We start from the raw sequence: 20,618 nt of genomic DNA, 5'->3' as shown, positions 1-20,618 counted from the left end.
GCGCAAACGAGGGCAACCTTCTCCCGGAAGGTGATGGACCGCGACGATTCGGGAACCCGTTCCGTCGTCCCGCCCTCACGCGAAAGGTCCGGCCCATGACCAGCGAACAGACCAGCACGCTCGGCCCCGACAGTGATCTGACCCAGGTCTTCGAGCTCGCCCAGCAACTGCGGGTGGACTCGGTGCGCGCCAGCACGTCGGCGGGGTCCGGGCACCCCACGTCCAGCCTGTCGGCGGCCGATCTGATGGCGGTCCTCATGACCCGGCATCTGCGGTACGACTGGGACGCGCCCGAGAACCCCGCCGGTGACCACCTCGTGTTCTCCAAGGGCCACGCCTCGCCGCTCCTGTACGCCATGTTCAAGGCCGCCGGTGCCGTCACCGACGAGGAGCTGATGACGACGTACCGCCGCTTCGGCCACCGGCTGCAGGGCCACCCCACGCCCGAGCTGCCCTGGGTGGACGTGGCGACCGGCTCGCTGGGGCAGGGCATCGCGTACGGCGTGGGCATCGCGCTCGCCGGGCGGGACCTGGAGAAGCAGCCGTACCGGGTGTGGGTGCTGTGCGGGGACAGCGAGATGGCCGAGGGGTCCGTCTGGGAGGCCCTGGACAAGGCGGGCCAGCACAAGCTGGGCAACTTCGTCGCGATCATCGACGTCAACCGCCTCGGCCAGTCCGGCCCCACCGAACTCCAGTGGGACACCGGCACCTACGCGCGCCGCGTCGAGGCGTTCGGCTGCCGCGCCCTCGTGGTCGACGGGCACGACCTGACCGAGGTCGACCGGGCCCTGAAGACGGCGGCGGACGGCAGCGCCCCCACGGTGATCGTCGCGAAGACGGTCAAGGGGCGCGGGGTCGGCGAGGTCGCCGACAAGGAGGGCTGGCACGGCAAGCCGCTGCCCGAGGACCTGGCCGAGCGCGCGGTCGAGGAGCTGGGCGGCGTCCGCGACCTGCGGGTGAAGGGCCCCCGGCCGCCGAAGGCCGCGCCCGCCGCCGAGCGCTCCGGAGGCACCGTGGAGCTGCCGCGCTTCGAGAAGGGCGACGAGGTCGCGACCCGGGTCGCCTTCGGCAAGGCCCTGGTGGCACTCGGGGCACGGCCCGAGGTCGTCGCCCTGGACGCCGAGGTCGGGAACTCCACGCACTCGGAGGACTTCAAGAAGGCGTACCCGGACCGCTTCTTCCAGACGTACATCGCGGAGCAGCAGATGGTCGCCGAGGCCGTCGGCATGGCCGTGCGCGGCTTCCGCCCGTACGCGACCACCTTCGCGGCGTTCCTCACCCGGGCGCACGACTTCATCCGCATGGCGGCCGTCTCGGACATCACGATGGCACTCTGCGGTACGCACAGCGGGGTGGAGATCGGGGCGGACGGGCCCTCGCAGATGGGGGTCGAGGACCTGGCGATGATGCGCGCGGTGCGCGGTTCGACCGTGTTCTACCCGAGCGACGCGACCTCGGCGGCGGCTCTGACCGCGGCCATGGCGGACATCGACGGGATCTCGTACCTGCGCACCACGCGCGGCGCCTACCCGGTGCTGTACGGGAGCGAGGAGACGTTCCCCGTGGGCGGCTCGAAGACGCTGCGCCACGGCGACGACGACCAGGTCACCCTGGTCGGCGCGGGGGTCACGCTGCACGAGTGCCTGGCCGCCGCCGAGCTGCTGGCCGGGGACGGCGTGCGGGCACGGGTCATCGACCTCTACTCGGTCAAGCCGCTCGACGCCGGCGCGCTGGCTCTCGCGGCCCGGGAGACCGGGGCCCTGGTCGTGGTCGAGGACCACCACCCGGAGGGCGGCATCGGCGAGGCGGTCCTGTCGTCGCTGGCGGAGTCCGGCAGCCACCCGCGCTTCGTCCACCTCGCCGGGAGCAACCTGCCCGGGTCCGGCACCACGGCGGAGCTGCTCGACGCGGCGGGGATCTCCCGCACGCACATCGCGGACGCGGCGCGGGGCCTCGTCAAGTAGCCGGCGTCAGGCGGGGCGGCGCATCTCCGCGGTGATCGCCCAGCGTTCGTGGTCGCGCCAGGCGCCGTCGATGTGCAGGAAGTCCGGCGAGTAGCCTTCGAGCCGGAAACCCGCCCGGCGCACCAGCCCGATCGACCCCGCGTTGTCCGGCTGGATGTTGGCCTCCAGGCGGTGCAGGGCGAGCGGCCCGAAGGCGTGGTCCAGGACGAGTCCCAGCCCTTCGCCCATGAGGCCGCGCCCGGCCGCGTGCGCGAACGCGCCGTAGCCGAGGGCGCCGCAGCGGAAGGCCCCGGCGACGATGTTGTTGATGTTGATGAACCCGGCGATCGGCCCGGCCCCGCCCGCCGCGTCCCGCTCGCACACCAGGAACCCCGCCTTCGTCGGGTCCCCGATGAGGGCGCCCGCGTAGCCGGCGTACGCCTCGGGCGTGGCGGGCGGGAACAGCCAGGGCCGGTGCAGGGCGGCGCTCTCCCGGGCCCGGGCGGTGAACTCGTCGGCGTCGCCGTGGGTGAAGGGGCGGATCGCCGTGCGCGGCCCCTCGGCGAGACAGCGGGTGTCGGACATCGCCCCAGCTTAGGACGGCCGTAGGGGGCGGGCTCGGTGAGCCCGCCCCCTACGGCCGTGGTCCGCGGTCCTACTTGGGCCGCCTGCGGAAGACGTACGCACCGCACGCCATGCCGGCCGCGAACATCACGACCAGCCACACGTAGAGCGGCGCCGTCACCAGCGGGACGATGAGGCGGACCTCGACGTCCTTGGTGTTCTCGGCGATGAACACGATCGACAGGACCGCGATCACGAGGACCAGGATGCGGGCGGGGGTGAAGGCCCCGCTGCCGCTCTTCCCGCTGCTCGACACGTCCTTCGGGCTCATGAAAGCCCCTTTCCCGGCCCTGGTACGGCCGTCGCCCCGGGGCTCCAGCATGGCTCCGCCCCCGTCCCCGCCGGACGAGATGTTCGGCCATCCGGGTGACGGGGGCGGAGCGCCCGGCAGGTCAGAGCAGTGCGGGCACCTCGACGGTGAGGGTGGCCGGGCCGCCGTCCGCCGGGGCGTCGAGCACCGCGGGCACCCCGAGCGGGATCGTCAGCCCGGTGGGCCCGTGCCCGAAGCCCAGCTCCTCCACGACCGGGACGCCCAGCCCGCCCAGCCGGTCCGCGAGCACCGCCCGCACCTGTTCGTACGGCCCGCACCCCGCCCAGGATCCGCAGGCCACTCCGGCGACCCCGTCGAGCGCCCCGGCCCGCAGCAGCTGCGTGAGGATGCGGTCCAGGCTGTACGGGTCCTCCGTGGTGTCCTCGATGACGAGCAGCCCGCCCCGGGCCGAGCGGCGGGCGTGCGGGGTGCCGAGGTCGGCGGCGAGCAGGCTGACGCAGCCGCCGTAGGTGATGCCGCGCGCCCGGCCCGGGACCAGGGCCCGCGCCTCCTCAAGCCCCAGGGTCAGATGCGTCCCCGGGTCGAAGAGCGTGGCCCGCAGGGACTCCTGGGTGCGGGGGTCCTTGAGGAACGTCTCGGTCCCCACCATGGGCCCGTGCAGGGTGGCGAAGCCGGTCCGCAGCGCGAACGCCTCGTGGAGCACGGTGACATCGCTGTAGCCGACGAACACCTTGGGCCCGGCCGCGCGCACCGCCGCCCAGTCCACCAGGTCCACCATGCGGTGCGCCCCGTATCCGCCGCGCGCGCAGATCACCGCGTCCACGGAAGGGTCGCACCACGCGTCCCGGAGGTCGCGGGCCCGGGCCTCGTCCGTACCGGCGAGGTAGTCCAGGTCCCGGTGCACGTCCAGCACATGGGGCATGGGCACGGGGTCGAGGCCCCAGCCGCGCAGGATGTCCAGGCCGGGTTCCAGCCGGTCGGCGGGGACCGGCCCGCACGGGGAGACGACGGCGACCTTCGCCCCGGGGCGGAGCCGGGCGGGGCGGGTGAGCGGGGTGAGGGTCACCGCTTCAGCTCCAGGGTGGCCACATCGGACCTCTCGAAGCGGAACACCTGGGCGTACAGGGAGAGTTCGGACTCCAGCGCGTCGATCATCGTGCCGGCGCGGCGGAAGCCGTGGCCCTCCCCCGGGTAGGTGCGGTACGCGTGCGGGATGCCGCGTCCCTCGACGGCGGCGAGGAAGCGCTCGCACTGCACGGGCGGGCAGATGGGGTCGTCCTCGCCCTGGAGGAGCAGGAACGGCACGGTGAGCCGGTCGGTGCGGCCGACCGGTGATCGTTCCCGGTAGCGCTCGGGGACCTCGGCGAGGGGGCCGACCAGCGATTCCAGGTACTGGGACTCGAAGTCGTGGGTCTCGTCGGTGCCCCACCCCGCGAGGTCGAGGATCGGGTAGATGATGGTGCCGCAGGCGTAGACGCCGGTGCCGGTCAGCGAGGCGGCGGTGGTCCAGCCTCCGGCGCTGCCGCCCCGGATGGCGAGCCGGTCCGGGTCGGCGGTGCCCTCGGCGGCGAGCGTCCCGGCGACGGCGGCGCAGTCCTCCACGTCCACGACGCCCCACTGCTCGCGCAGCCGGTTGCGGTAGGCGCGGCCGTATCCGGCGGACCCCCCGTAGTTGACCTCGGCGACGCCGATGCCGCGCGAGGTGAAGTAGGCGATCTCCAGGTCCAGGACGAGGGCGGCGTGGCCGGTGGGACCGCCGTGGGCCCACACCACGTACGGCGGCAGCTCGCCCTCGGGGCCGGTGTGTCCGGGGTTGCGCGGCGGGTAGATCTGGGCGTGGATCTCGCGTCCGCCGGGTCCGGTGAAGGTGCGCAGGACGGGTTCCGGGTAGTACGCGGGGTCGACGGCGTCCTCGTGCGGGGTGCCGGTGATCCGGGTGTGCCCGGTCGCGGTGTCCAGCTCCACGATCTCGTAGCCGCTGTGCGGGCTCGCGGCGACGCCGGTGACCCGGGAGCCGCGCACGGTGAGTGTCGCCACCCACTCGGTCCAGGGTCCCGCGATGTCGACGAGGTCGCCGGTCTCCGGGTCGAGTATGCCGAGGGTGGTGGTGCCCTTGCCGTGCAGGACGGCGATCAGCCCGTTGTCGAGGGGGCGGAACCAGACGAGCCCGATCTTCCACAGCGGCCCGGCGAACTCCTCCTCGCGCGGGCACAGTTCCCGGGTCGCGCCGGTGTCCGGGTCGAGCCGGTACAGGTTCCACCAGCCGCTGCGGTCGCTCGCCAGGAGCAGCTGCCCGTCGGCGGTCCACTGGACCTGGGGCACGGATTCCTCGGGTCCGCCGGCGACGGCCCGGGCGTTCCGGAAGGTGCCGTCGTCGCCGATGTCCGCGACCAGCACCTCGGTGCCGTCCCAGGGCATGCGCGGGTGGTCCCAGCCGATCCAGGCGGCGCGCCGCCCGTCCGGCGAGACCTCGGGGCCGGTGACGAACCGGTGCCGCTCGTGCTCGAGTTCGCGCACGGCGGACCGGTCACCGGCCGCCGATCCGTCCAGCGGCACTGCGGCGAGGACCCGGCGCAGCGCGGTGGGCGCCTCGCCGGTGAACTCCTCCAGGACGCACCACACCTCGCCCGCCGGGCCCCGGTCCGGGTGGAGGCGCGGGTCGGCCCAGCGCAGTCCGCCGCCGACGGCGGAGACCGGGGTGAGCGGCCACGGTTCGCGGTCGCCGTCGGGCTCGTAGGCGTACAGCCGCTGGTCGGCGAAGTGGACGAAGACGACCAGCGGGCCGCCCTCCGTCCGCTCGGCGCCGGCCCAGGGCTGGCCGCCGTACTCGATGACCCGGCTGCGGACGTCCCAGGGGGCGGGCAGTTCGGTGGTGGTGCCGTCGGCGGTGCGGCGGACCAGGGCGCGCCGGCCGGCTTCGGCGGGGCGCGGTTCGGTCCACCACAGCTCGTCGCCGACCGCGCCGGTGTACTCGGGCCGTCCGTCGTGGGAGGCGGCCAGTGCGGCGTCGATCGGTGAGGGCCAGCTGCCGTGGGACTGTGCGGTGGGCATGGGTGTCGGTCTCCCCCGAATGGTTCAGGCGGTGCGCAGGTAGTGGTCCAGGACCCGGACGCCGAAGTGCAGCGCGTCGACGGGGACGCGTTCGTCCACGCCGTGGAAGAGGGCCTGGTAGTCGAAGCCGACGGGCAGCTTCAGCGGCGAGAAGCCGTAGCCGGTGATGCCGAGCCGGGAGAACTGCTTGGCGTCGGTGCCACCGGACATGCAGTACGGCACGACGTGCCCGTCGGGGTCGAACCGCTCGATGGCGGCGCGGAGCCTGCCGTACGTGGGTGAGTCGACCGGGGCCTGGAGGGCGACCTCGCGGTGGGCGAACTCCCAGTCGACCGAGGAACCGGTGAGCCGGTCCATCGTCGTGTGGAACTCCTCGTCGCCGCCGGGGACGGTCCGGCCGTCGATGTAGGCGGTGGCGTGGCCGGGGATGACGTTGACCTTGTAACCGGCGTCCAACATCGTCGGGTTGGAGCTGTTGCGGACGGTCGGGGCGACGAGGGCCGCGGCCGGTCCGATCTTGCCGAGGAGTTCGTCCACGTCGAAGCCGGGGGCGTCGAGGTCCGGGTGGATGCCGTGGAGCGCGGCGAGCTCGGTGAGCGCGGCGCGGACCGTCGGGGTGAGCCGGACCGGCCACTCGTGTTCGCCGATGCGGGTGACGGCGGCGGCGAGCGCGGTGACGGCGTTGGCCCGGTTGACCTTGGAGCCGTGGCCGGCCTTGCCGTGGGCGGTGAGCTTCAGCCAGCCGGTGCCGCGTTCGCCCGCCCCGATGGGGTAGAGCGGCATGTTCGGCCCGGCGTGGAAGGTGAAGGCGCCGGACTCGCTGATGCCCTCCGTGCAGCCGTCGAAGAGGGCGGCGTGCCGGTCGGCGAGGAAGCCGGAGCCGTCCTCGGCGCTGGCTTCCTCGTCGGCGGTGTACGCGATGACGATGTCGCGGCGGGGGCGGATTCCGGCCCGGGCCCAGAACCGGACGACGGCCAGGACCATCGCGTCCATGTTCTTCATGTCGATGGCGCCGCGCCCCCACACGGTCCCGTCGCGGACCTCGCCCGAGAAGGGGTGCACGGTCCAGTCGGAGGCCTCGGCCGGGACCACGTCGAGGTGGCCGTGGACGAGGAGGGCGGGGGCGGACGGGTCGGTGCCGGGAATCCGGGCGACCACGTTGGTGCGGCCGGGGGTGCGTTCCAGGAGCGCGGGCTCCAGGCCGGTGGCGGCCAGGCGCTCGGCGACGTACTCGGCTGCGGGGCGTTCGCGGCAGTCGCCGTCGCCCCGGTTGGTGGTGTCGATGCGGATCAGTTCGGAGGTGAACGTCACCGATTCGTCGAGCGCCAGGGCGTCGACGGAGTCCTGGGGGGCGGTCGCCTCAGCCATACTGCTCCTCCACGGCGGACGAGACGATCGTCGTCACCGCCTTGAACGTGCGGATACCTTCGTACATCGTCGCGCTGGTGTAGGAGACCCGCCTCTCGCCGCTCGGCGCCACACCGGGTACCACGGTGGCCGCCGCGGCCAGGTGCTCGGCGTCGAATTCCAGCTCCACGGTGAACGGGCCGCCCTCGACCGGGGTGTACCGCCCGGCCAGGGGGACGGCCCGGGCGGCGGCCGCCCGGATGTCGGCGGCGGTACGGGCCGGGGTGCGGCAGACGGCGGCGTACCGCGACACGTAGTCCTTGACGGCCACCTTCTCCGCGCCGGGGGCGTATCCCCCGGCGTCCACGCAGGTCAGGTCGTCGCCGGTGACGAGGACGACGGGGACTCCGTACTCGGCGGCGACGTGCGCGTTGAGCAGGCCCTCGCTGGCCCGGACGCCGTTCAGCCAGACGCCGGTGATGGAGTTGGCGAGGTAGGTGTGGGCGAGGACGCCCTCCGTACCGGCGCCCGTGTGGTAGCCGACGAAGGCGACCGCGTCGACGTCGCCGTGCTGGATGCCCTCGACCATGCTGAGCGATTTGTGCTTGCCGGTGAGCATCTGGACGCGGTCGTCCAGTCTCTCCAGGAGCAGGTTGCGCATGGTCCAGTGGGCCTCGTTGATCAGCACCTCGTCCGCTCCCCCGTCGTAGAAGCCGAGGGCGGCGGCGTTGACGTCGGAGGTGAACAGGGAGCGGCACCGCTCCCACTGCGGCGTGCCGGGCAGCACGTCGGCCGGCCAGGTCACGCCGGTGGCGCCTTCCATGTCGGCGCTGACGAGGATCTTCATGCGGCCACACGGTACGCGCCGATGAACGCCCAGGCCAGGGCCGCCGAGCACGCCACAGGTCCAATCCAATGACACCCCGGCGGCCGGTGCGGGCCGCCGGGGGCCGGGGGCCGTCAGCCGCGCTTGGCGCCCTTCAGCAGCTTCTCGATCCGGGCGAGTTCCTTGTCGGTGAAGTCCAGGTTCCGCACCGTCTCGACGTTGTTCTCCAGCTGCGCGACGCTGCTCGCGCCGACCACGGCGGAGGTGACGCGCCCGCCGCGCAGCACCCAGGCCAGGGCCAGCTGGGCGAGCGACTGGCCGCGCGCGGCGGCGAGTTCGTTCAGCTCGCGGAGCCGGGACACCAGGTCCGGGGTGACCGCCTCGGCCGACAGGAAGGGGCTGCTGCCCGCGGCGCGGGAGCCCTCCGGGATGCCGTTGAGGTAGCGGTCGGAGAGGATGCCCTGTTCCAGCGGCGAGTAGGCGATGGAGCCGACGCCCAGCTCGTCCAGGGCGGTGAGCAGTCCGTCCTCGGGGCGGCGGTCGAGCATGGAGTAGCGCGGCTGGTGGATCAGGAGCGGGGTGCCGAGCCCCTTCAGAATGCGGGCGGCCTCGCGGGTCTGCTCGGGTGAGTAGTTGGAGACGCCGACGTAGAGCGCCTTGCCCTGGCGCACCGCCGCGTCGAGCGCGCCCATGGTCTCTTCGAGCGGGGTGTCGGGGTCGGGCCGGTGCGAGTAGAAGATGTCGACGTAGTCCAGGCCGAGCCGGGTGAGGCTCTGGTCCAGCGAGGCGAGCAGGTTCTTGCGCGAACCCCACTCGCCGTACGGACCGTCCCACATCAGGTAGCCGGCCTTGGTGGAGACGATGATCTCGTCCCGGTGGGCGGCGAAGTCCGTGGCCAGCGCCTTGCCCATCGCGGTCTCGGCGGAGCCGGGCGGCGGGCCGTAGTTGTTGGCCAGGTCGAAGTGGGTGATGCCGAGATCGAAGGCGCGGCGCAGGATCTCGCCCTGGGTCTGCGGTGTCCGGTCCCCGCCGAAGTTGTGCCACAGGCCGAGCGAGAGGGCGGGCAGCTTCAGGCCGCTGCGCCCGGTGCGCCGGTAGGGCATGTGCGCGTAGCGGTCGGCGGACGGGATGTACATGCGGGGCTCCTGGGAGAGGTGTTCCGGCCATGACCGGCAGGACTCCCCCAGGCTGTCCCACTTCGATCCAGTAGTCCAACAGGAGATTCCGCTTGGATTCAGGGCCTAGAGTTCTCAATCATGGAGTTGCGCCAGCTGGAACATTTTGTGGCCGTCGCCGAGGAACGGCATTTCACCCGCGCGGCGGAGCGGGTCGCCGTCTCGCAGTCCGGGCTCTCCGCCTCCGTACGGGCGCTGGAGCAGGAGCTGCGGACGCCACTGTTCAGCCGGACCACGCGCAGCGTACGGCTGACCGAGGCGGGGCGCGCCCTGCTGGTCGAGGCGGAACGCACCCTGGCCGGGGTGCGGGCCGCGAAGGAGGCCGTCGACGCGGTACGGGGGCTGCTGCGCGGGACCCTGTCGGTGGGGGTGGAGCAGTGCGTGGCCGGGCTGCGGCTGCCCCGGCTGCTCGCCGCCTTCCACCACGCCCACCCGCACATGGAGATCCGGCTGCGCCAGGAGGGTACGGCGAGGCTGGTCGACGGGGTGGCGGGCGGCCGGCTCGACATCGCGTTCGCCGCGACGGTGGACCCGGCGGGCTGGCGCGGGGAGCTGGTCCCGCTGGCCCGGGAACCCATGGTGCTGCTGTGCGCGCCGGGCCACCGACTGGCGGCGGCGGAGCGGGCGCCCTGGGCGGAGCTGTCCGGCGAGCCGTTCATCGACTTCCACCCGGACTTCGGGCCGCGCCGCGCGGCCGACGCCGCGTTCACGGCGGCCGGGGTGCGGCGCACGGTGGCCCTGGAGGTCACCGACGTGCACAGCCTGCTGGAGCTGGTGCACGAGCAGCTGGGCATCGCGCTCGTGCCGCACCACTTCTCCCGCAAGCCCGAGGCGCGCGGACTCGTCGCGGTGCGGCCCGAGGGCGCCGCGGAGGCGTTCTACGAGAGCGCCGTCGTGCTCCCCGAGGCGCGGGCGCTGAGCCCGGGGGCGCGGGCCCTGATGGCGCTGCTGCGGGACGGCTCCGGGAGCTGAGGCCGGGGGCCGGGCCCCCGGCGTCCCCGGCCTCAGCCCGTGGCCAGTACGGAGTTTCAGCCCGTGGCCAGTACGAACCACCTCGCCGGCAGGTCGATCCGGGTGCCGTCGGGCAGGTTCTCGGTCTGCGGCAGGACCGTGTCGCCGCTGTCCAGGACGGTCAGCCCGGCCTCCGCGAGCAGTCGAGGGACCTCCTCGTCGGTGGCGCTCGCCGGTTTCAGCCCGTGTTCGAAGACCCGGCGCAGCTTCGGGCCGGGTCCGCCCGGGCCCTGCGAGGCGCGTTGCAGGACGTCCTTGGAGGCGGGGGTCAGCTCGGCGACGAAGGCCCGGCCGCGTGCGCCGAGGAGGGTGGCGACGGCGGCGGCGACGCCCGGGCGGGCCTCGGGGTCGCTCTGGTGGATCACCGCCCGCATGTAGACGTTCACCTCGCCGATGCGCTCGTGCAGGGCGCGAACGGCGTCGGCGTCGGTGAGGTCGAGCGTTTCGTACGCGGCGATCTCCTCCGGGTCCGCCTTCCGGGCGTGCTCGATCGCCGCTTCCGAGAGGTCGACGCCGAGGGCGTGGGGGAAGAGGGTCGCCAGATGCCGGGTCTGGGTGCCGTTGCCGCAGCCGAGGTCCACGACGGGCAGGGTGGCGTCGGCGTACGGGAGGAGCAGCCGGCCGTGCGGCACGGCGCTCAGATCCGGGCCGGAGTCCCAGATGGCGTCGCCGGGTTCGTCCGACGTGGCCGCCCAGTAGCCTTCCCACGCCTCGCGGTATTCCTGTGACACACCCATGCGTACTCCCAAGTCCCGTCGTGCAGGCTCACATTGCTCAGCCAGGGACTACTGCCCAGAGGTGCCCGGGGGCAAGGGTTCGGACGCAACCTCCTTGTCAGTGAGGTCGGTTGGACCGGGGGCGCGGGACGCGGGACAGGGCGAGCTCGAACCAGACGGTCTTGCCGCGCGCGGTGCCGCTGGTGCCCCATTCCTTCGCGAGGCTGCTCACCACCACGAGCCCCCGGCCGCATTCGTCGCTGTCGGTGACACCGAGGAGCGAGGCGGGGGCCGGTTCGTCGTCACTGACCTCGCACAGCAGCGCGTCGGTGCGGACCAGCCGGAGTCCGATGTGATGGGTGCGGCCGTGCTTGTAGGCGTTGGTGACCAGCTCGCTGACCATCAGCTCGGCCGCCTCCACGGCGTCGGGCAGCTCCCAGTCGAGGAGCCGGCCGCGCACCAGGCGACGGGCCCGGGACACCTCGCGGGGGTCCAGGGCGAGCTGCCACTCGGCGACATCCTCGTCCGCGATCCCGTTGAGCCGGGCCATCAGCAGGGCGACGTCGTCCTTGCGGCTGTCCCCGGTGTTCAGGGCGCGGATGATGGTGTCGCAGGCGTCGTCCATCGAAGCGGCGGGGTGGGCGGCGGAGGCGCAGAGCGCGGCGAGCCCGGCCCCGATGTCCTGGCCGCGCACCTCGACCAGCCCGTCCGTGCACAGGACGAGACGGTCCCCGGGGCGCACCCGCACGGTGGCGGTCTCGAAGGCGACGCCGCCCACGCCGATGGGCGCCCCGGTCGGCAGGTCCAGCAGCTCGGCCCGGCCGTCCTCGGCGCGGACCAGGACGGGCGGGATGTGACCGGCGTTGGCGATCTGGAGCTCGCCGGCGATCGGGTCGTAGACCGCGTACAGGCAGGTCGCGAGGTACTGCTCGCCGAGGCGCTGGGCGAGGTCGTCCAGATTGCGCAGCAGCTGGGCGGGCGGCATCTCCATGGTGGCCATGGTCAGCACCGCGGTCCGCAACTGGCCCATCATGGCCGCCGAGTTGAGACCGTGGCCCATCACGTCGCCGACGACCAGCGCGGTGCGCGAGCCCGGGAGCTTGACCGAGTCGAACCAGTCGCCGCCGATCCGGCCGAGCCGGGTGCCCGGGAGGTAGCGGGTCGCGATGTCGCACCCGGCCATGCGGGGTCGGACATGGGGCAGCATGCTGTCCTGGAGCGTCTCCGCGACGTTCTCCTGGTAGGTGTACATGCGGGCGTTGTCCAGGACGAGCCCGGCCCGCGCGGCGAGTTCGGCGCCGGTGGTGCGGTCCATGTCGTCGAAGGGCTCACGTCCGGGGCGGCGCATCAGGACCATGAAGCCGAGGACCACGTCGCGGGCCTTCAGCGGCACGATGAGCAGCGAGCGGTCCGTGATCAGGGGGCGCAGGTCGCGCTTCTCGAACTCGCCGGAGATCCGGTTGCTCAGCTCCTCGCTCACATGGGGCACGATGACGGGCTCGCCGGTGACCATGCACTGGAAGAACGGGGTGTGTTCGGGGAAGGCGATGGCCTCGCCGACGGGCACGGTGTCGTCCCAGCGGCCCGGTTCGTCGTTGTGCTCGACCCAGACGCGGTGCCAGATGGTGGTGACGTCGGGCGGCCCGTCGGGGAAGCCCTCACCGGCGAGGACGGCGGCGCGCAGATGCGTACCGGCGAAGTCGGAGAAGCGGGGGACGGCGGCGCTGGTGACCTCGCGGATGGTGCGTTCCAGGTCGAGGGAGCTGCCGATGCGGCCGCTCACCTCGTTGAGGAATTCCAGCCGCTCGCGGACCGCCGCGTATTCGAGGTCCAGCTCGGGGCGGGGCGCGGTGCGCGGCGGGACCGCCCGCTCCTCACCGCCGTACCGCTCCTCCCGCACCGGCAGCGCTCCGGCGCGCCTGGGCACGCCCCAGTCCGGGGTGACGGGGATGCGTTCGTGGTGGCTGAACTCCAGGACCGGATAGCCCAGTTCGAGCACCTGGGCGACGATGCCGGTCGCCTCCTGGACACTCATGTTCGGCAGGATCTCGGACAGCCGCGCGGACAGCCCGGGGTGGCCGGGGAAGTCGGTGTGCAGGGCGAAGCCGGGGGCGACCGTACGGGCCGGGCCGTCCTCGCCCGTCTCCACCCCGCGCAACTGCGCGCAGTCGGCGGCGAGCACGAGGAGGCGGGCCGGTCCGGGCCCGGCCAGCGGGTAGGCCCACCAGAGCACGTCGATCCGGCCGTGTGCGGGCTCGTCCAGACGGGCCCGGCCCGACGCCGGGTAGGGGAAGTCCCCGCTGAGCGAGCTGTCGAGCGCGGGGCCCTCGTCGTACGGAGCGGGTGCGCCGTTCACTCCCAGCACGCCGGAGACGGGCAGGAGTTCACCGGCCGGGCAGCCGACCGCGTCCTCGCGGGCGACGCCGAAGAGCTTTCTCGCCCCGGACGACCAGTGCGAGACGAGCCCCTCCGCGTCGACCACGGCGACGGCGAGCGGCAGGCGGCCCGCCGTGCCGTCACCCGGCAGTGGTGTCCTCTGCGGCGGCACACCGAGGTCCATGAGGGGAAGGCTCCTTCCTCACCGCGGCATTCCGCGGCGCGTGACTCCACGGTACGGGGATGCGACCGGCGTCCGCGGGTCATCGGCGGAATCCCCGGCGGGGGTGGTGCGCCCCGCGTGCCGCGGGGCGCAACGGCTGTCCCCGTCCCGGGCGTTCAGTCCTCGTGCCCCAGCTGGAGGTCGCGCTCGGTGCGCCCGCCGCCGGCGACCTGGAGGACCGTGGCGACGGGCGGGTAGCCGGCCGCGATCACGGTGTACTCGCCGGTGGACAGGTCCACGAAGCGGAACGCCCCGTCCGGGCCGGTGGTCACGGTGTCCACGACGTTCCCCGCCGCGTCCAGGAGCGTGACCCGGGCGTCCTCGACGGGCCGCCCGGCGGTGGCCCGGACGATCCCGCGCAGCACGGCGCCGCCGGCCAGTTCGATGTCCTGCCGGGTCTCCCGGGCCGCCTGCACGCTCACCGGGAGCGCGGCGGGCCGGAAGGCCGGGGCGGAGGCGGCCAGGGTGTACTCGCCGGCGACGAGCTCGGTGATCACGTAGCCGCCCTCGCGCCCGCTGCGCGTGGAGGCGACGACCTCGCCGCGTACGTCGGTCAGCGTGACGGCCGCGTCGCGCACGGGCACCCCGTCGGCCGTGACGACGGTGCCGGCGAGCCGGCCGGCACCGCCGAGCACCACGTCCAGCTCGACCGGGCGTTCGCCGACGGTGACGCTGACGGCCTGCGGCTGGTGGCCCCCGGCGGCGGCGATCAGGACGTACGAACCGGCGCCCGGCACGCTGAGCGCGTACCGCCCCTCGTCGCCGCTGGCGCCCCGGCCTACCTGCTGGCCCTGGACGTCGATGAGGGTGAGGGCGGCGCGCGGCACCTTCGTACCGTCGGAGTGCTGGACGCTGCCGGAGACCGGGACGCCGGAGAGGTAGCCGGCGGACGGTACGGCGGCATCGGTGCGGGCGGAGGGGATCGGTGTGTACTCGGTGGCGGCTTCGGGGCCTGCGGTGGTTTCGGGGCTGTGGGACACCAGCGGTTTCTCCTTGAGGAAGAAGGCGAAGAACAGGCCGAGCACGAGGACCGGCACGAGGTAGAGGAAGATCCGGGGCATCGCGTCGGCGTACGCCTGGATGTAGGCGTCCCGCAGCGCGGGCTCCATCGTGTGGACCAGCTGCGGGCTGATCGACTCCGGGTCGGGGAGGTCCGCCCCGGCGGGCAGCCGGACGGCGAGCGCGTCGGCCAGCCGTCCGGCGAACAGGGTGCCGAAGACAGCGGCTCCGACGCTGCCGCCGATCTGCCGGAAGTAGTTGTTGGCGCTGGTGGCGGTGCCCAGGTCGGCGGGGCGCACGGAGTTCTGCACGGCGAGGACCAGGACCGGCATGATCAGCCCGATGCCGAGGCCGAGGACCGCCTGCGCGATGCTGTATTCGAGGCGCGGGGTGTCGGTCTCCAGCCGGGACAGCAGCCACATGCCCACCGCCGAGACCGCGCTGCCCGCGATCGGATAGACGCGGTAGCGCCCGGTGCGGGAGATGAGCTGGCCCGAGATCACGGAGGCGCCGACGATGCCGCCCATCATGGGGAGCATGAGCAGCCCGGACTCGGTGGCGGTGGCCCCGTCGACCATCTGGAGGAAGGTCGGCAGATAGCTGGCCGCGCCGAACAGTGCCACGCCGACGACCGCGCCGACCAGGGCGGTCACGTTGAAGATCGAGTCGCGGAACAGCCGGAGCGGGATGACGGGTTCGGCGGCGCGGCGTTCCACGAGGAGGAACAGCAGAGTCGTTCCGGCAGCACCGGTGCCCAGTCCCAGGATGGTGCCCGAGCCCCAGGCGTACTCCGTGCCGCCCCAGCTGGTCAGCAGCACCAGGCAGGTGGAGGCGGCGGCGAGGAGGGCGGCGCCGAGGATGTCGAGCCGGGGGCGGACGGTGGGGCGGGGGAGCTTGAGGACGACGGTGATCACGGCGAGGGTGATCAGGCCGAACGGCACGTTGATGTAGAAGCACCAGCGCCAGGAGGCGTGGTCGGTGAAGAAGCCGCCGAGCAGGGGTCCGGCCACCGAGGCGAGGCCGAAGGCGGCGCCGATGAGGCCCATGAACCGGCCGCGCTCGCGGGGCGGGACGACGTCCGCGATGATCGCCTGCACGCCGATCATCAGCCCGCCGCCGCCGATGCCCTGGAGGGCCCGGAAGGCGATGAGCTGGTCCATGGTGCGGGACCAGCCGGCCAGCGCGGAGCCGACGACGAAGACGATGATGGCGAACTGGAAGACGCCCTTGCGGCCGAAGAGGTCGCCCAGCTTTCCGTAGACCGGCAGTCCGATCGTGGAGGCGAGCAGATAGGCGGTGACCGCCCAGGACATCTTCTCCAGGCCGTGCAGCTCGCCGACGATCTTCGGGAGCGCGGTGGCGACGATCATCTGGTCGAGCGCCGCGAGCAGGAGCGTGAGCATCAGCCCGACGAAGACCAGCCGGATGCGGCGGGGGTCCGTCTCGATGCCGTCGGAGGTGTCACCGGCGGTGGGCACCGCCGGTGCGGGCGGCGCCGGGGGCGGGGCGGGCGCGGGCGCCGTCTCGGCGTCCCCCGGGCCGCCGGGCTCGTCCTCCAACAGTGTGATGCCACCCACCACGTGCCGCTCCCCTCGTCGCGCTGCCGCACATTTCTCGCACCGCGCGACAAGTGAGGGCAAACGCGACGGGGGGCGCCGGCGGCGCACTCAGGGGGCGTATCCCCCGGTGAGAGGCACTACGGCGCACGACCGTCCCGCCGGAAAGACCACCCGAACCGGTGAGGCCGGGCGGTGTCGACGCGGGGTCAGTTCTCGACCTCGGCGGCGAGGTTCGCCAGCAGCTCGTCGTAGATGCGGGCGAGGCCCTTGGGCGCGAAGGTCCTCTCGAAGAAGCCGCCGATGCCGCCGGCTCCGTCCCACACGGTCGTGACGACGGCCTTGGACCTGCCCTCGCCGGCCGGGGTGACGGTCCAGGTGGTGACCATCGAGGAGTTCCGGTCCTTCTCCACGAGCTGCCCATCGGTCGGCTCGGTGACCTCAAGAAGGCAGTCGCGCACCCGCTTGCTGGTGGCCTGGAGCTTCCAGTGGACGAGGGTGCCCTCGCCGTCTCCGCCCTCGCGCACCTCGTACTCGCTGTAGTGGGCGGGGAGCACCTTGCCGCGGACGTCCTTGTAGTCGGCCAGCGCGTCGAACACCGCCTCCGCGTCCGCCGCGATGATCCGCTCCGTCGTGGCTTCGACCTGCGCCATGCCTGCTCCTCCAGCACTCGGTTCTTCGGGGGTGTGCTGAGCCAACCACCTCGCGTGTCGGGCTCAAAATCCGGGCCGGGACGAAGGGGAAAAAACGATCATGGGAACAAGTGTTCTATTCTCGGTCCAGAACTACCGAGGAGGCGTCCATGCGCTGGGACAATCTGGCTGAAGACAACGCCAACCACCCCACGAGCGGTACGGGTGCGCTCTTCGCCGCCGACGCGGTGACCACCCGCACCTTCGACACCCCGGAATTCCGGGGCATCACCTTCCACGAGATCCGGGCCCGCTCGATCGTGAACCGGGTGCCCGGCGCCTCCCGGATGCCGTTCGAATGGACCGTGAACCCGTACCGGGGCTGCACGCACGCCTGTGTCTACTGCTTCGCCCGCAAGACCCACAGCTATCTCGATCTCGACACCGGGCTCGGCTTCGACTCGCAGATCGTCGTCAAGGTCAACGCCCCGGAGCTGGTCCGCCGCGAGATCGCCTCGCCGCGCTGGCACGGCGCGCACATCGCGATGGGCACGAACGTCGACTGCTACCAGCGGGCGGAGGGCCGCTACCGGCTGATGCCCGGCATCCTGACCGCCCTGCGCGACCACGCGAACCCGTTCTCGATCCTGACGAAGGGCACGCTGATCCTGCGCGACCTGGAACTGCTGCGGCAGGCCGCCGAGGTCACCGAAGTCGGCGTCTCGGTCTCGGTGGGCTTCACCGACCCCGAGCTGTGGCGGACCGTGGAGCCGGGCACGCCCTCGCCGGAGCGCCGCCTCGACGTCGTACGGCGGCTGAGCGAGGCGGGCATCGGCTGCGGTGTGCTGATGGCGCCGGTCATCCCGCACCTCGGCGACAGCCCCGAGCAGCTGCGGGCCACCGTCCGGGCGATCGCGGCCGCCGGCGCGACGTCGGTGACCCCGCTCGTCCTGCACCTGCGCCCCGGCGCCCGGGAGTGGTTCATGGAGTGGCTGGGCCACCACCACCCGCATCTCGTACGGCGTTACGAGCGGCTGTACGCGGACGGCGCCTACGCACCGACCTGGTACCAGCGCCGTATCACCCGGTACGTGCACGAGCTGGCGGCCGAGTACGGCATCGGACCCGCCCACCGGGGCACCGCCCGTCGCCTCCCCCGGCGCGAGCCGCGGGCACCGCTCGACGGCTCGGAGCCCACCCAGCTCACCCTGCTCTGAGCGGGCGGGGCCGCACGGGGGCACGCAAACGGGTCATCTCTCACCACAACGGGTCCTTCCCGCTCCGATTGCGGGGAACATGCGGCGGGGGCTGCGTACCGCGCAGCCGCGTTCCCCCACTCCGGGAGGCCATATGACGAACCGTTCAGTACTGCTGTGCGCCCTCGGGGCGACGGTCGCCGGTCTGGTGACCGCCGCGCCGGCCACGGCGGACACCGCGACACCGCGCGCCGCATCGCTCGCCTGGAAGGACTGCGGTACGAAGTCCGCCCCGACGCTCCAGTGCGCGACGGTGCGTTCCCCGCTCGACCACGACGACCCGACGGGCCGCCAGGTCACGCTGGCCCTGACGCGCGTGCCGCACACCGCGAAGACCTTCCAGGGCCCGCTGCTGGTGAACCCGGGCGGGCCCGGCGGCAGCGGCCTGTCGATGGCCCCCTTCGTCGCCGCCTCGCTGCCGGAGAAGGTCGCCTCGCAGTACGACGTGATCGGTTTCGACCCGCGCGGCGTCGGGAAGAGCCGCCCGGCCCTGGACTGCCTGCCCGGGTACTTCGACCCGGTCAGGCCCGACCCCGTACCGCAGTCCCTCGGCGGCGAGCGGGTCAACCGCAACCGCGCCCGTGACTTCGCCGCGGCCTGCGGCGAGAAGTACCCCGACCTGCTGCCGTACATGGACACCGTGAGCGCGGCCAAGGACCTGGACGTGATCCGCCGCGCGACCGGGGCGCGGCAGCTGAACTACTTCGGCTACTCCTACGGCACCTACCTGGGCGCGGTCTACGCGAAGCTCTTCCCGGACCGCGTCCGGCGCCTGGTCCTCGACTCGAACGTGGACCCCGAGGGCGTCTGGTACGAGGACAACCTCACCCAGGACTACGCGTTCGACACCCGGCACAAGGCGTTCGCCGCCTGGGTCGCGAAGTACGACACCGCCTACCACCTGGGCGGCGACCCGGCGAAGGTGGAGGCCGCCTGGTACCGGATGCGGGACGCGGTGAAGAAGCGTCCGGCGGGCAAGAGGGTCGGCGCGGGCGAGCTCGACGACACCTTCCTGCCGGGCGGCTACTACAACGGCTACTGGCCGGTGCTGGCCGAGGCGTTCGCCGCGTACGTCAACGACAAGGACGAGAAGCCGCTCGTCGCGGCGTTCGAACGGTTCGGCGCGGTGGACGCGGAGGGCGACAACGGCTATTCGGTCTACACGGCCGTGCAGTGCCGGGACGCCGACTGGCCGCGCGACTGGAACACCTGGCGCAACGACACCTGGCGGGTGCACGCGAAGGCCCCGTTCATGGCCTGGGGCAACACCTGGTACAACGCACCGTGCGCCGACTGGCCGGTGGAGCCGCTGAACCCGGTGCGGGTGTCCAACCACGCCCTGCCCCCGGTGCTGCTGTTCCAGGCGACGGACGACGCGGCGACCCCGTACGAAGGCGGAGTCACCCTGCACCGCAAGCTGCGCGGCTCGCGCCTCGTGGTCGAGCAGGGCGGCGGCAACCACGGCGTCACCCTGAGCGGCAACGCCTGCCTGGACCGTTACCTGACGGACTACCTGGCGAAGGGCACGGTCCCCCGCGCCGGGCGGGGCGAGGCGGACGCGGTCTGCGCGAAGACGCCCGACCCGGAGCCGGAGACCGCCAAGTCGGCCCGCCCGGCATCCCGTCCGGACCAGGGCGGCACGCTGCACGGCCTGCTGGGGTTCCGGGGCTGAACGAGGGGCCTCGGGACTGAACGGAACACCGAGGGGCGCACGCGGAAGGACCGCGTGCGCCCCTCCGCTCATGGCGCCGGCAGCCGCCCCAGCGCCTCCCGCGCCGCGTCCGCCAGCCGGGGGCTGGGCAGCGCGGCCTCCAGGACCGGGCGGGCGGTGGCGTCCCCGAGGGCGCCCAGGCCCTCGACGCAGGCGAGCGCGACCCGCCAGTGCGGTTCGCCGGGGCCCAGCAGCCGGGACAGCGTGGTCACGAGGGCCGGTACGGACTCCGGGGCCCGGAGCGCGGTGAGCAGGCGGACCGGGTGGAGGGCGTAGGCGGTGCGCAGGGAGTTGGTGGCGAGGGCCGCTGCGGCGCGCGGGGTGCGGGGGTCGCCGAGGCGGGCCAGCGCGTGGGCGGCACTGACGCAGCGGTCGGGGTCGCGGTGGTTGAGGAGGAGCACCAGGGTCTCGAAGGCGCGGCGGTCCCCGGCGCAGCCCAGCCGGAAGGCGGCGATCTCGCGGGCCCAGAGCGGGCGTTCGCGCTCGACCAGCACCCGGGCCAGCTCCTCGTCGTCCTGGGTGGCGAGCAGGGCGCGGCATTCCGCCGACTCCCCCGCCTCGTCGGCCAGCCGGTGCGCCAGTGACCGGAACTCCTCGTCATCCATGACCGTCAGCGTATCGGCGGCAACGGTGCGTATCCGAGGGGGCCTGAAATGTGGCCCGGGCCACAACCGGTCAGGGCTGGCGCGCTCGTTACCCACTGGTTAAGCTCAGTTGAGCGGGACGTGCTCCCGTCGCTCCGATGGCCTGGTGACGCAGCCACCCGGAGTGTTGTCGGTTCGGCAGCTGTACGAGACGTGGCCCCGGGACAGGGCCCGTCGCTCCTTTCCGGTCCCGGGCGTGGATCACGCCCGGTGGTCGAACACCACGACAGGCACCTCCCGCACGCCCCGCGCCGCGC

At 73.1% G+C, this 20,618-nt stretch carries 16 protein-coding genes; 4 read left to right on the top strand and 12 right to left on the bottom strand.

Features of this window, described 5'->3' with window-relative positions:
* The first annotated feature begins 95 nt into the window (after positions 1–95).
* Positions 96–1,964, top strand: coding sequence for a transketolase (locus ACZ6C6_RS28415; RefSeq protein ID WP_469206659.1), 1,869 nt, complete (start codon positions 96–98; stop codon positions 1,962–1,964).
* A 6-nt stretch (positions 1,965–1,970) separates the two neighbouring features.
* Here the strand turns inward: ACZ6C6_RS28415 and ACZ6C6_RS28410 are convergent, their stop codons facing one another.
* The 7 genes from ACZ6C6_RS28410 to ACZ6C6_RS28380 form a co-directional block, all read right to left on the bottom strand.
* Positions 1,971–2,528, bottom strand: coding sequence for a GNAT family N-acetyltransferase (locus ACZ6C6_RS28410; protein ID WP_469206657.1), 558 nt, complete (start codon positions 2,526–2,528; stop codon positions 1,971–1,973).
* Between the two features lie 70 nt (positions 2,529–2,598).
* Positions 2,599–2,838 (bottom strand): LapA family protein, encoded by a 240-nt coding sequence (locus ACZ6C6_RS28405; RefSeq protein ID WP_469206655.1) that lies wholly within the window; start codon positions 2,836–2,838, stop codon positions 2,599–2,601.
* Positions 2,839–2,959: 121 nt separating this feature from the next.
* Positions 2,960–3,904: a S66 peptidase family protein gene (locus ACZ6C6_RS28400; protein ID WP_469206653.1), complete on the bottom strand. Its 945-nt coding sequence runs from the start codon at positions 3,902–3,904 to the stop codon at positions 2,960–2,962.
* Positions 3,901–5,889 carry a S9 family peptidase gene (locus tag ACZ6C6_RS28395; protein WP_469206651.1) on the bottom strand — a complete coding sequence of 663 codons (1,989 nt, stop codon included), beginning with the start codon at positions 5,887–5,889 and terminating at the stop codon, positions 3,901–3,903. The genes ACZ6C6_RS28400 and ACZ6C6_RS28395 overlap by 4 nt, the downstream gene beginning before the upstream one ends.
* 24 nt (positions 5,890–5,913) lie before the next feature.
* Positions 5,914–7,257: a M20/M25/M40 family metallo-hydrolase gene (locus ACZ6C6_RS28390; RefSeq protein WP_469206649.1), complete on the bottom strand. Its 1,344-nt coding sequence runs from the start codon at positions 7,255–7,257 to the stop codon at positions 5,914–5,916.
* Positions 7,250–8,083: a M55 family metallopeptidase gene (locus ACZ6C6_RS28385; protein WP_469206647.1), complete on the bottom strand. Its 834-nt coding sequence runs from the start codon at positions 8,081–8,083 to the stop codon at positions 7,250–7,252. The genes ACZ6C6_RS28390 and ACZ6C6_RS28385 overlap by 8 nt, the downstream gene beginning before the upstream one ends.
* 113 nt (positions 8,084–8,196) lie before the next feature.
* On the bottom strand, positions 8,197–9,198 hold the full coding sequence (locus ACZ6C6_RS28380; RefSeq protein ID WP_469206645.1) for an aldo/keto reductase: 1,002 nt from the start codon (positions 9,196–9,198) through the stop codon (positions 8,197–8,199).
* Between the two features lie 120 nt (positions 9,199–9,318).
* Between ACZ6C6_RS28380 and ACZ6C6_RS28375 the strand changes: the two genes are divergently transcribed.
* Positions 9,319–10,209 (top strand): LysR family transcriptional regulator, encoded by an 891-nt coding sequence (locus tag ACZ6C6_RS28375; RefSeq protein WP_469206643.1) that lies wholly within the window; start codon positions 9,319–9,321, stop codon positions 10,207–10,209.
* Positions 10,210–10,265: 56 nt separating this feature from the next.
* Here the strand turns inward: ACZ6C6_RS28375 and ACZ6C6_RS28370 are convergent, their stop codons facing one another.
* The 4 genes from ACZ6C6_RS28370 to ACZ6C6_RS28355 form a co-directional block, all read right to left on the bottom strand.
* Positions 10,266–10,985 carry a class I SAM-dependent methyltransferase gene (locus ACZ6C6_RS28370; protein ID WP_469206641.1) on the bottom strand — a complete coding sequence of 240 codons (720 nt, stop codon included), beginning with the start codon at positions 10,983–10,985 and terminating at the stop codon, positions 10,266–10,268.
* Positions 10,986–11,082: 97 nt separating this feature from the next.
* Positions 11,083–13,524, bottom strand: a complete 2,442-nt coding sequence (locus tag ACZ6C6_RS28365; protein ID WP_469206639.1) for an ATP-binding SpoIIE family protein phosphatase — start codon at positions 13,522–13,524, stop codon at positions 11,083–11,085.
* 155 nt (positions 13,525–13,679) lie between these two features.
* Positions 13,680–16,142, bottom strand: a complete 2,463-nt coding sequence (locus tag ACZ6C6_RS28360; RefSeq protein ID WP_469206638.1) for an MFS transporter — start codon at positions 16,140–16,142, stop codon at positions 13,680–13,682.
* 185 nt (positions 16,143–16,327) lie between these two features.
* Positions 16,328–16,771 carry an SRPBCC family protein gene (locus ACZ6C6_RS28355; RefSeq protein WP_469206636.1) on the bottom strand — a complete coding sequence of 148 codons (444 nt, stop codon included), beginning with the start codon at positions 16,769–16,771 and terminating at the stop codon, positions 16,328–16,330.
* Between the two features lie 149 nt (positions 16,772–16,920).
* Between ACZ6C6_RS28355 and ACZ6C6_RS28350 the strand changes: the two genes are divergently transcribed.
* Both ACZ6C6_RS28350 and ACZ6C6_RS28345 read left to right on the top strand, forming a co-directional pair.
* On the top strand, positions 16,921–17,967 hold the full coding sequence (locus tag ACZ6C6_RS28350) for an Rv2578c family radical SAM protein (protein ID WP_469206634.1): 1,047 nt from the start codon (positions 16,921–16,923) through the stop codon (positions 17,965–17,967).
* A 133-nt stretch (positions 17,968–18,100) separates the two neighbouring features.
* Positions 18,101–19,678, top strand: coding sequence for an alpha/beta hydrolase (locus ACZ6C6_RS28345; RefSeq protein ID WP_469206632.1), 1,578 nt, complete (start codon positions 18,101–18,103; stop codon positions 19,676–19,678).
* 68 nt (positions 19,679–19,746) lie between these two features.
* Here the strand turns inward: ACZ6C6_RS28345 and ACZ6C6_RS28340 are convergent, their stop codons facing one another.
* A complete protein-coding gene (locus ACZ6C6_RS28340) occupies positions 19,747–20,322 on the bottom strand; it encodes an adenylosuccinate lyase (RefSeq protein ID WP_469206630.1) in 576 nt (191 codons plus the stop codon).
* Between the last annotated feature and the right edge of the window lie 296 nt (positions 20,323–20,618).

This window comes from Streptomyces sp. NPDC041814 (assembly GCF_055590565.1).
This window is presented reverse-complemented; position numbering and strand designations above follow the sequence as displayed.

Coding starts and splice junctions, on each gene's coding strand:
- ACZ6C6_RS28415 (WP_469206659.1), top strand. CDS start 96: ATGACCAGCGAACAGACCAGCACGCTCGGCCCCGACAGTGATCTGACC.
- ACZ6C6_RS28410 (WP_469206657.1), bottom strand. CDS start 2,528: ATGTCCGACACCCGCTGTCTCGCCGAGGGGCCGCGCACGGCGATCCGC.
- ACZ6C6_RS28405 (WP_469206655.1), bottom strand. CDS start 2,838: ATGAGCCCGAAGGACGTGTCGAGCAGCGGGAAGAGCGGCAGCGGGGCC.
- ACZ6C6_RS28395 (WP_469206651.1), bottom strand. CDS start 5,889: ATGCCCACCGCACAGTCCCACGGCAGCTGGCCCTCACCGATCGACGCC.
- ACZ6C6_RS28390 (WP_469206649.1), bottom strand. CDS start 7,257: ATGGCTGAGGCGACCGCCCCCCAGGACTCCGTCGACGCCCTGGCGCTC.
- ACZ6C6_RS28385 (WP_469206647.1), bottom strand. CDS start 8,083: ATGAAGATCCTCGTCAGCGCCGACATGGAAGGCGCCACCGGCGTGACC.
- ACZ6C6_RS28380 (WP_469206645.1), bottom strand. CDS start 9,198: ATGTACATCCCGTCCGCCGACCGCTACGCGCACATGCCCTACCGGCGC.
- ACZ6C6_RS28375 (WP_469206643.1), top strand. CDS start 9,319: ATGGAGTTGCGCCAGCTGGAACATTTTGTGGCCGTCGCCGAGGAACGG.
- ACZ6C6_RS28370 (WP_469206641.1), bottom strand. CDS start 10,985: ATGGGTGTGTCACAGGAATACCGCGAGGCGTGGGAAGGCTACTGGGCG.
- ACZ6C6_RS28365 (WP_469206639.1), bottom strand. CDS start 13,524: ATGGACCTCGGTGTGCCGCCGCAGAGGACACCACTGCCGGGTGACGGC.
- ACZ6C6_RS28355 (WP_469206636.1), bottom strand. CDS start 16,771: ATGGCGCAGGTCGAAGCCACGACGGAGCGGATCATCGCGGCGGACGCG.
- ACZ6C6_RS28350 (WP_469206634.1), top strand. CDS start 16,921: ATGCGCTGGGACAATCTGGCTGAAGACAACGCCAACCACCCCACGAGC.
- ACZ6C6_RS28345 (WP_469206632.1), top strand. CDS start 18,101: ATGACGAACCGTTCAGTACTGCTGTGCGCCCTCGGGGCGACGGTCGCC.
- ACZ6C6_RS28340 (WP_469206630.1), bottom strand. CDS start 20,322: ATGGATGACGAGGAGTTCCGGTCACTGGCGCACCGGCTGGCCGACGAG.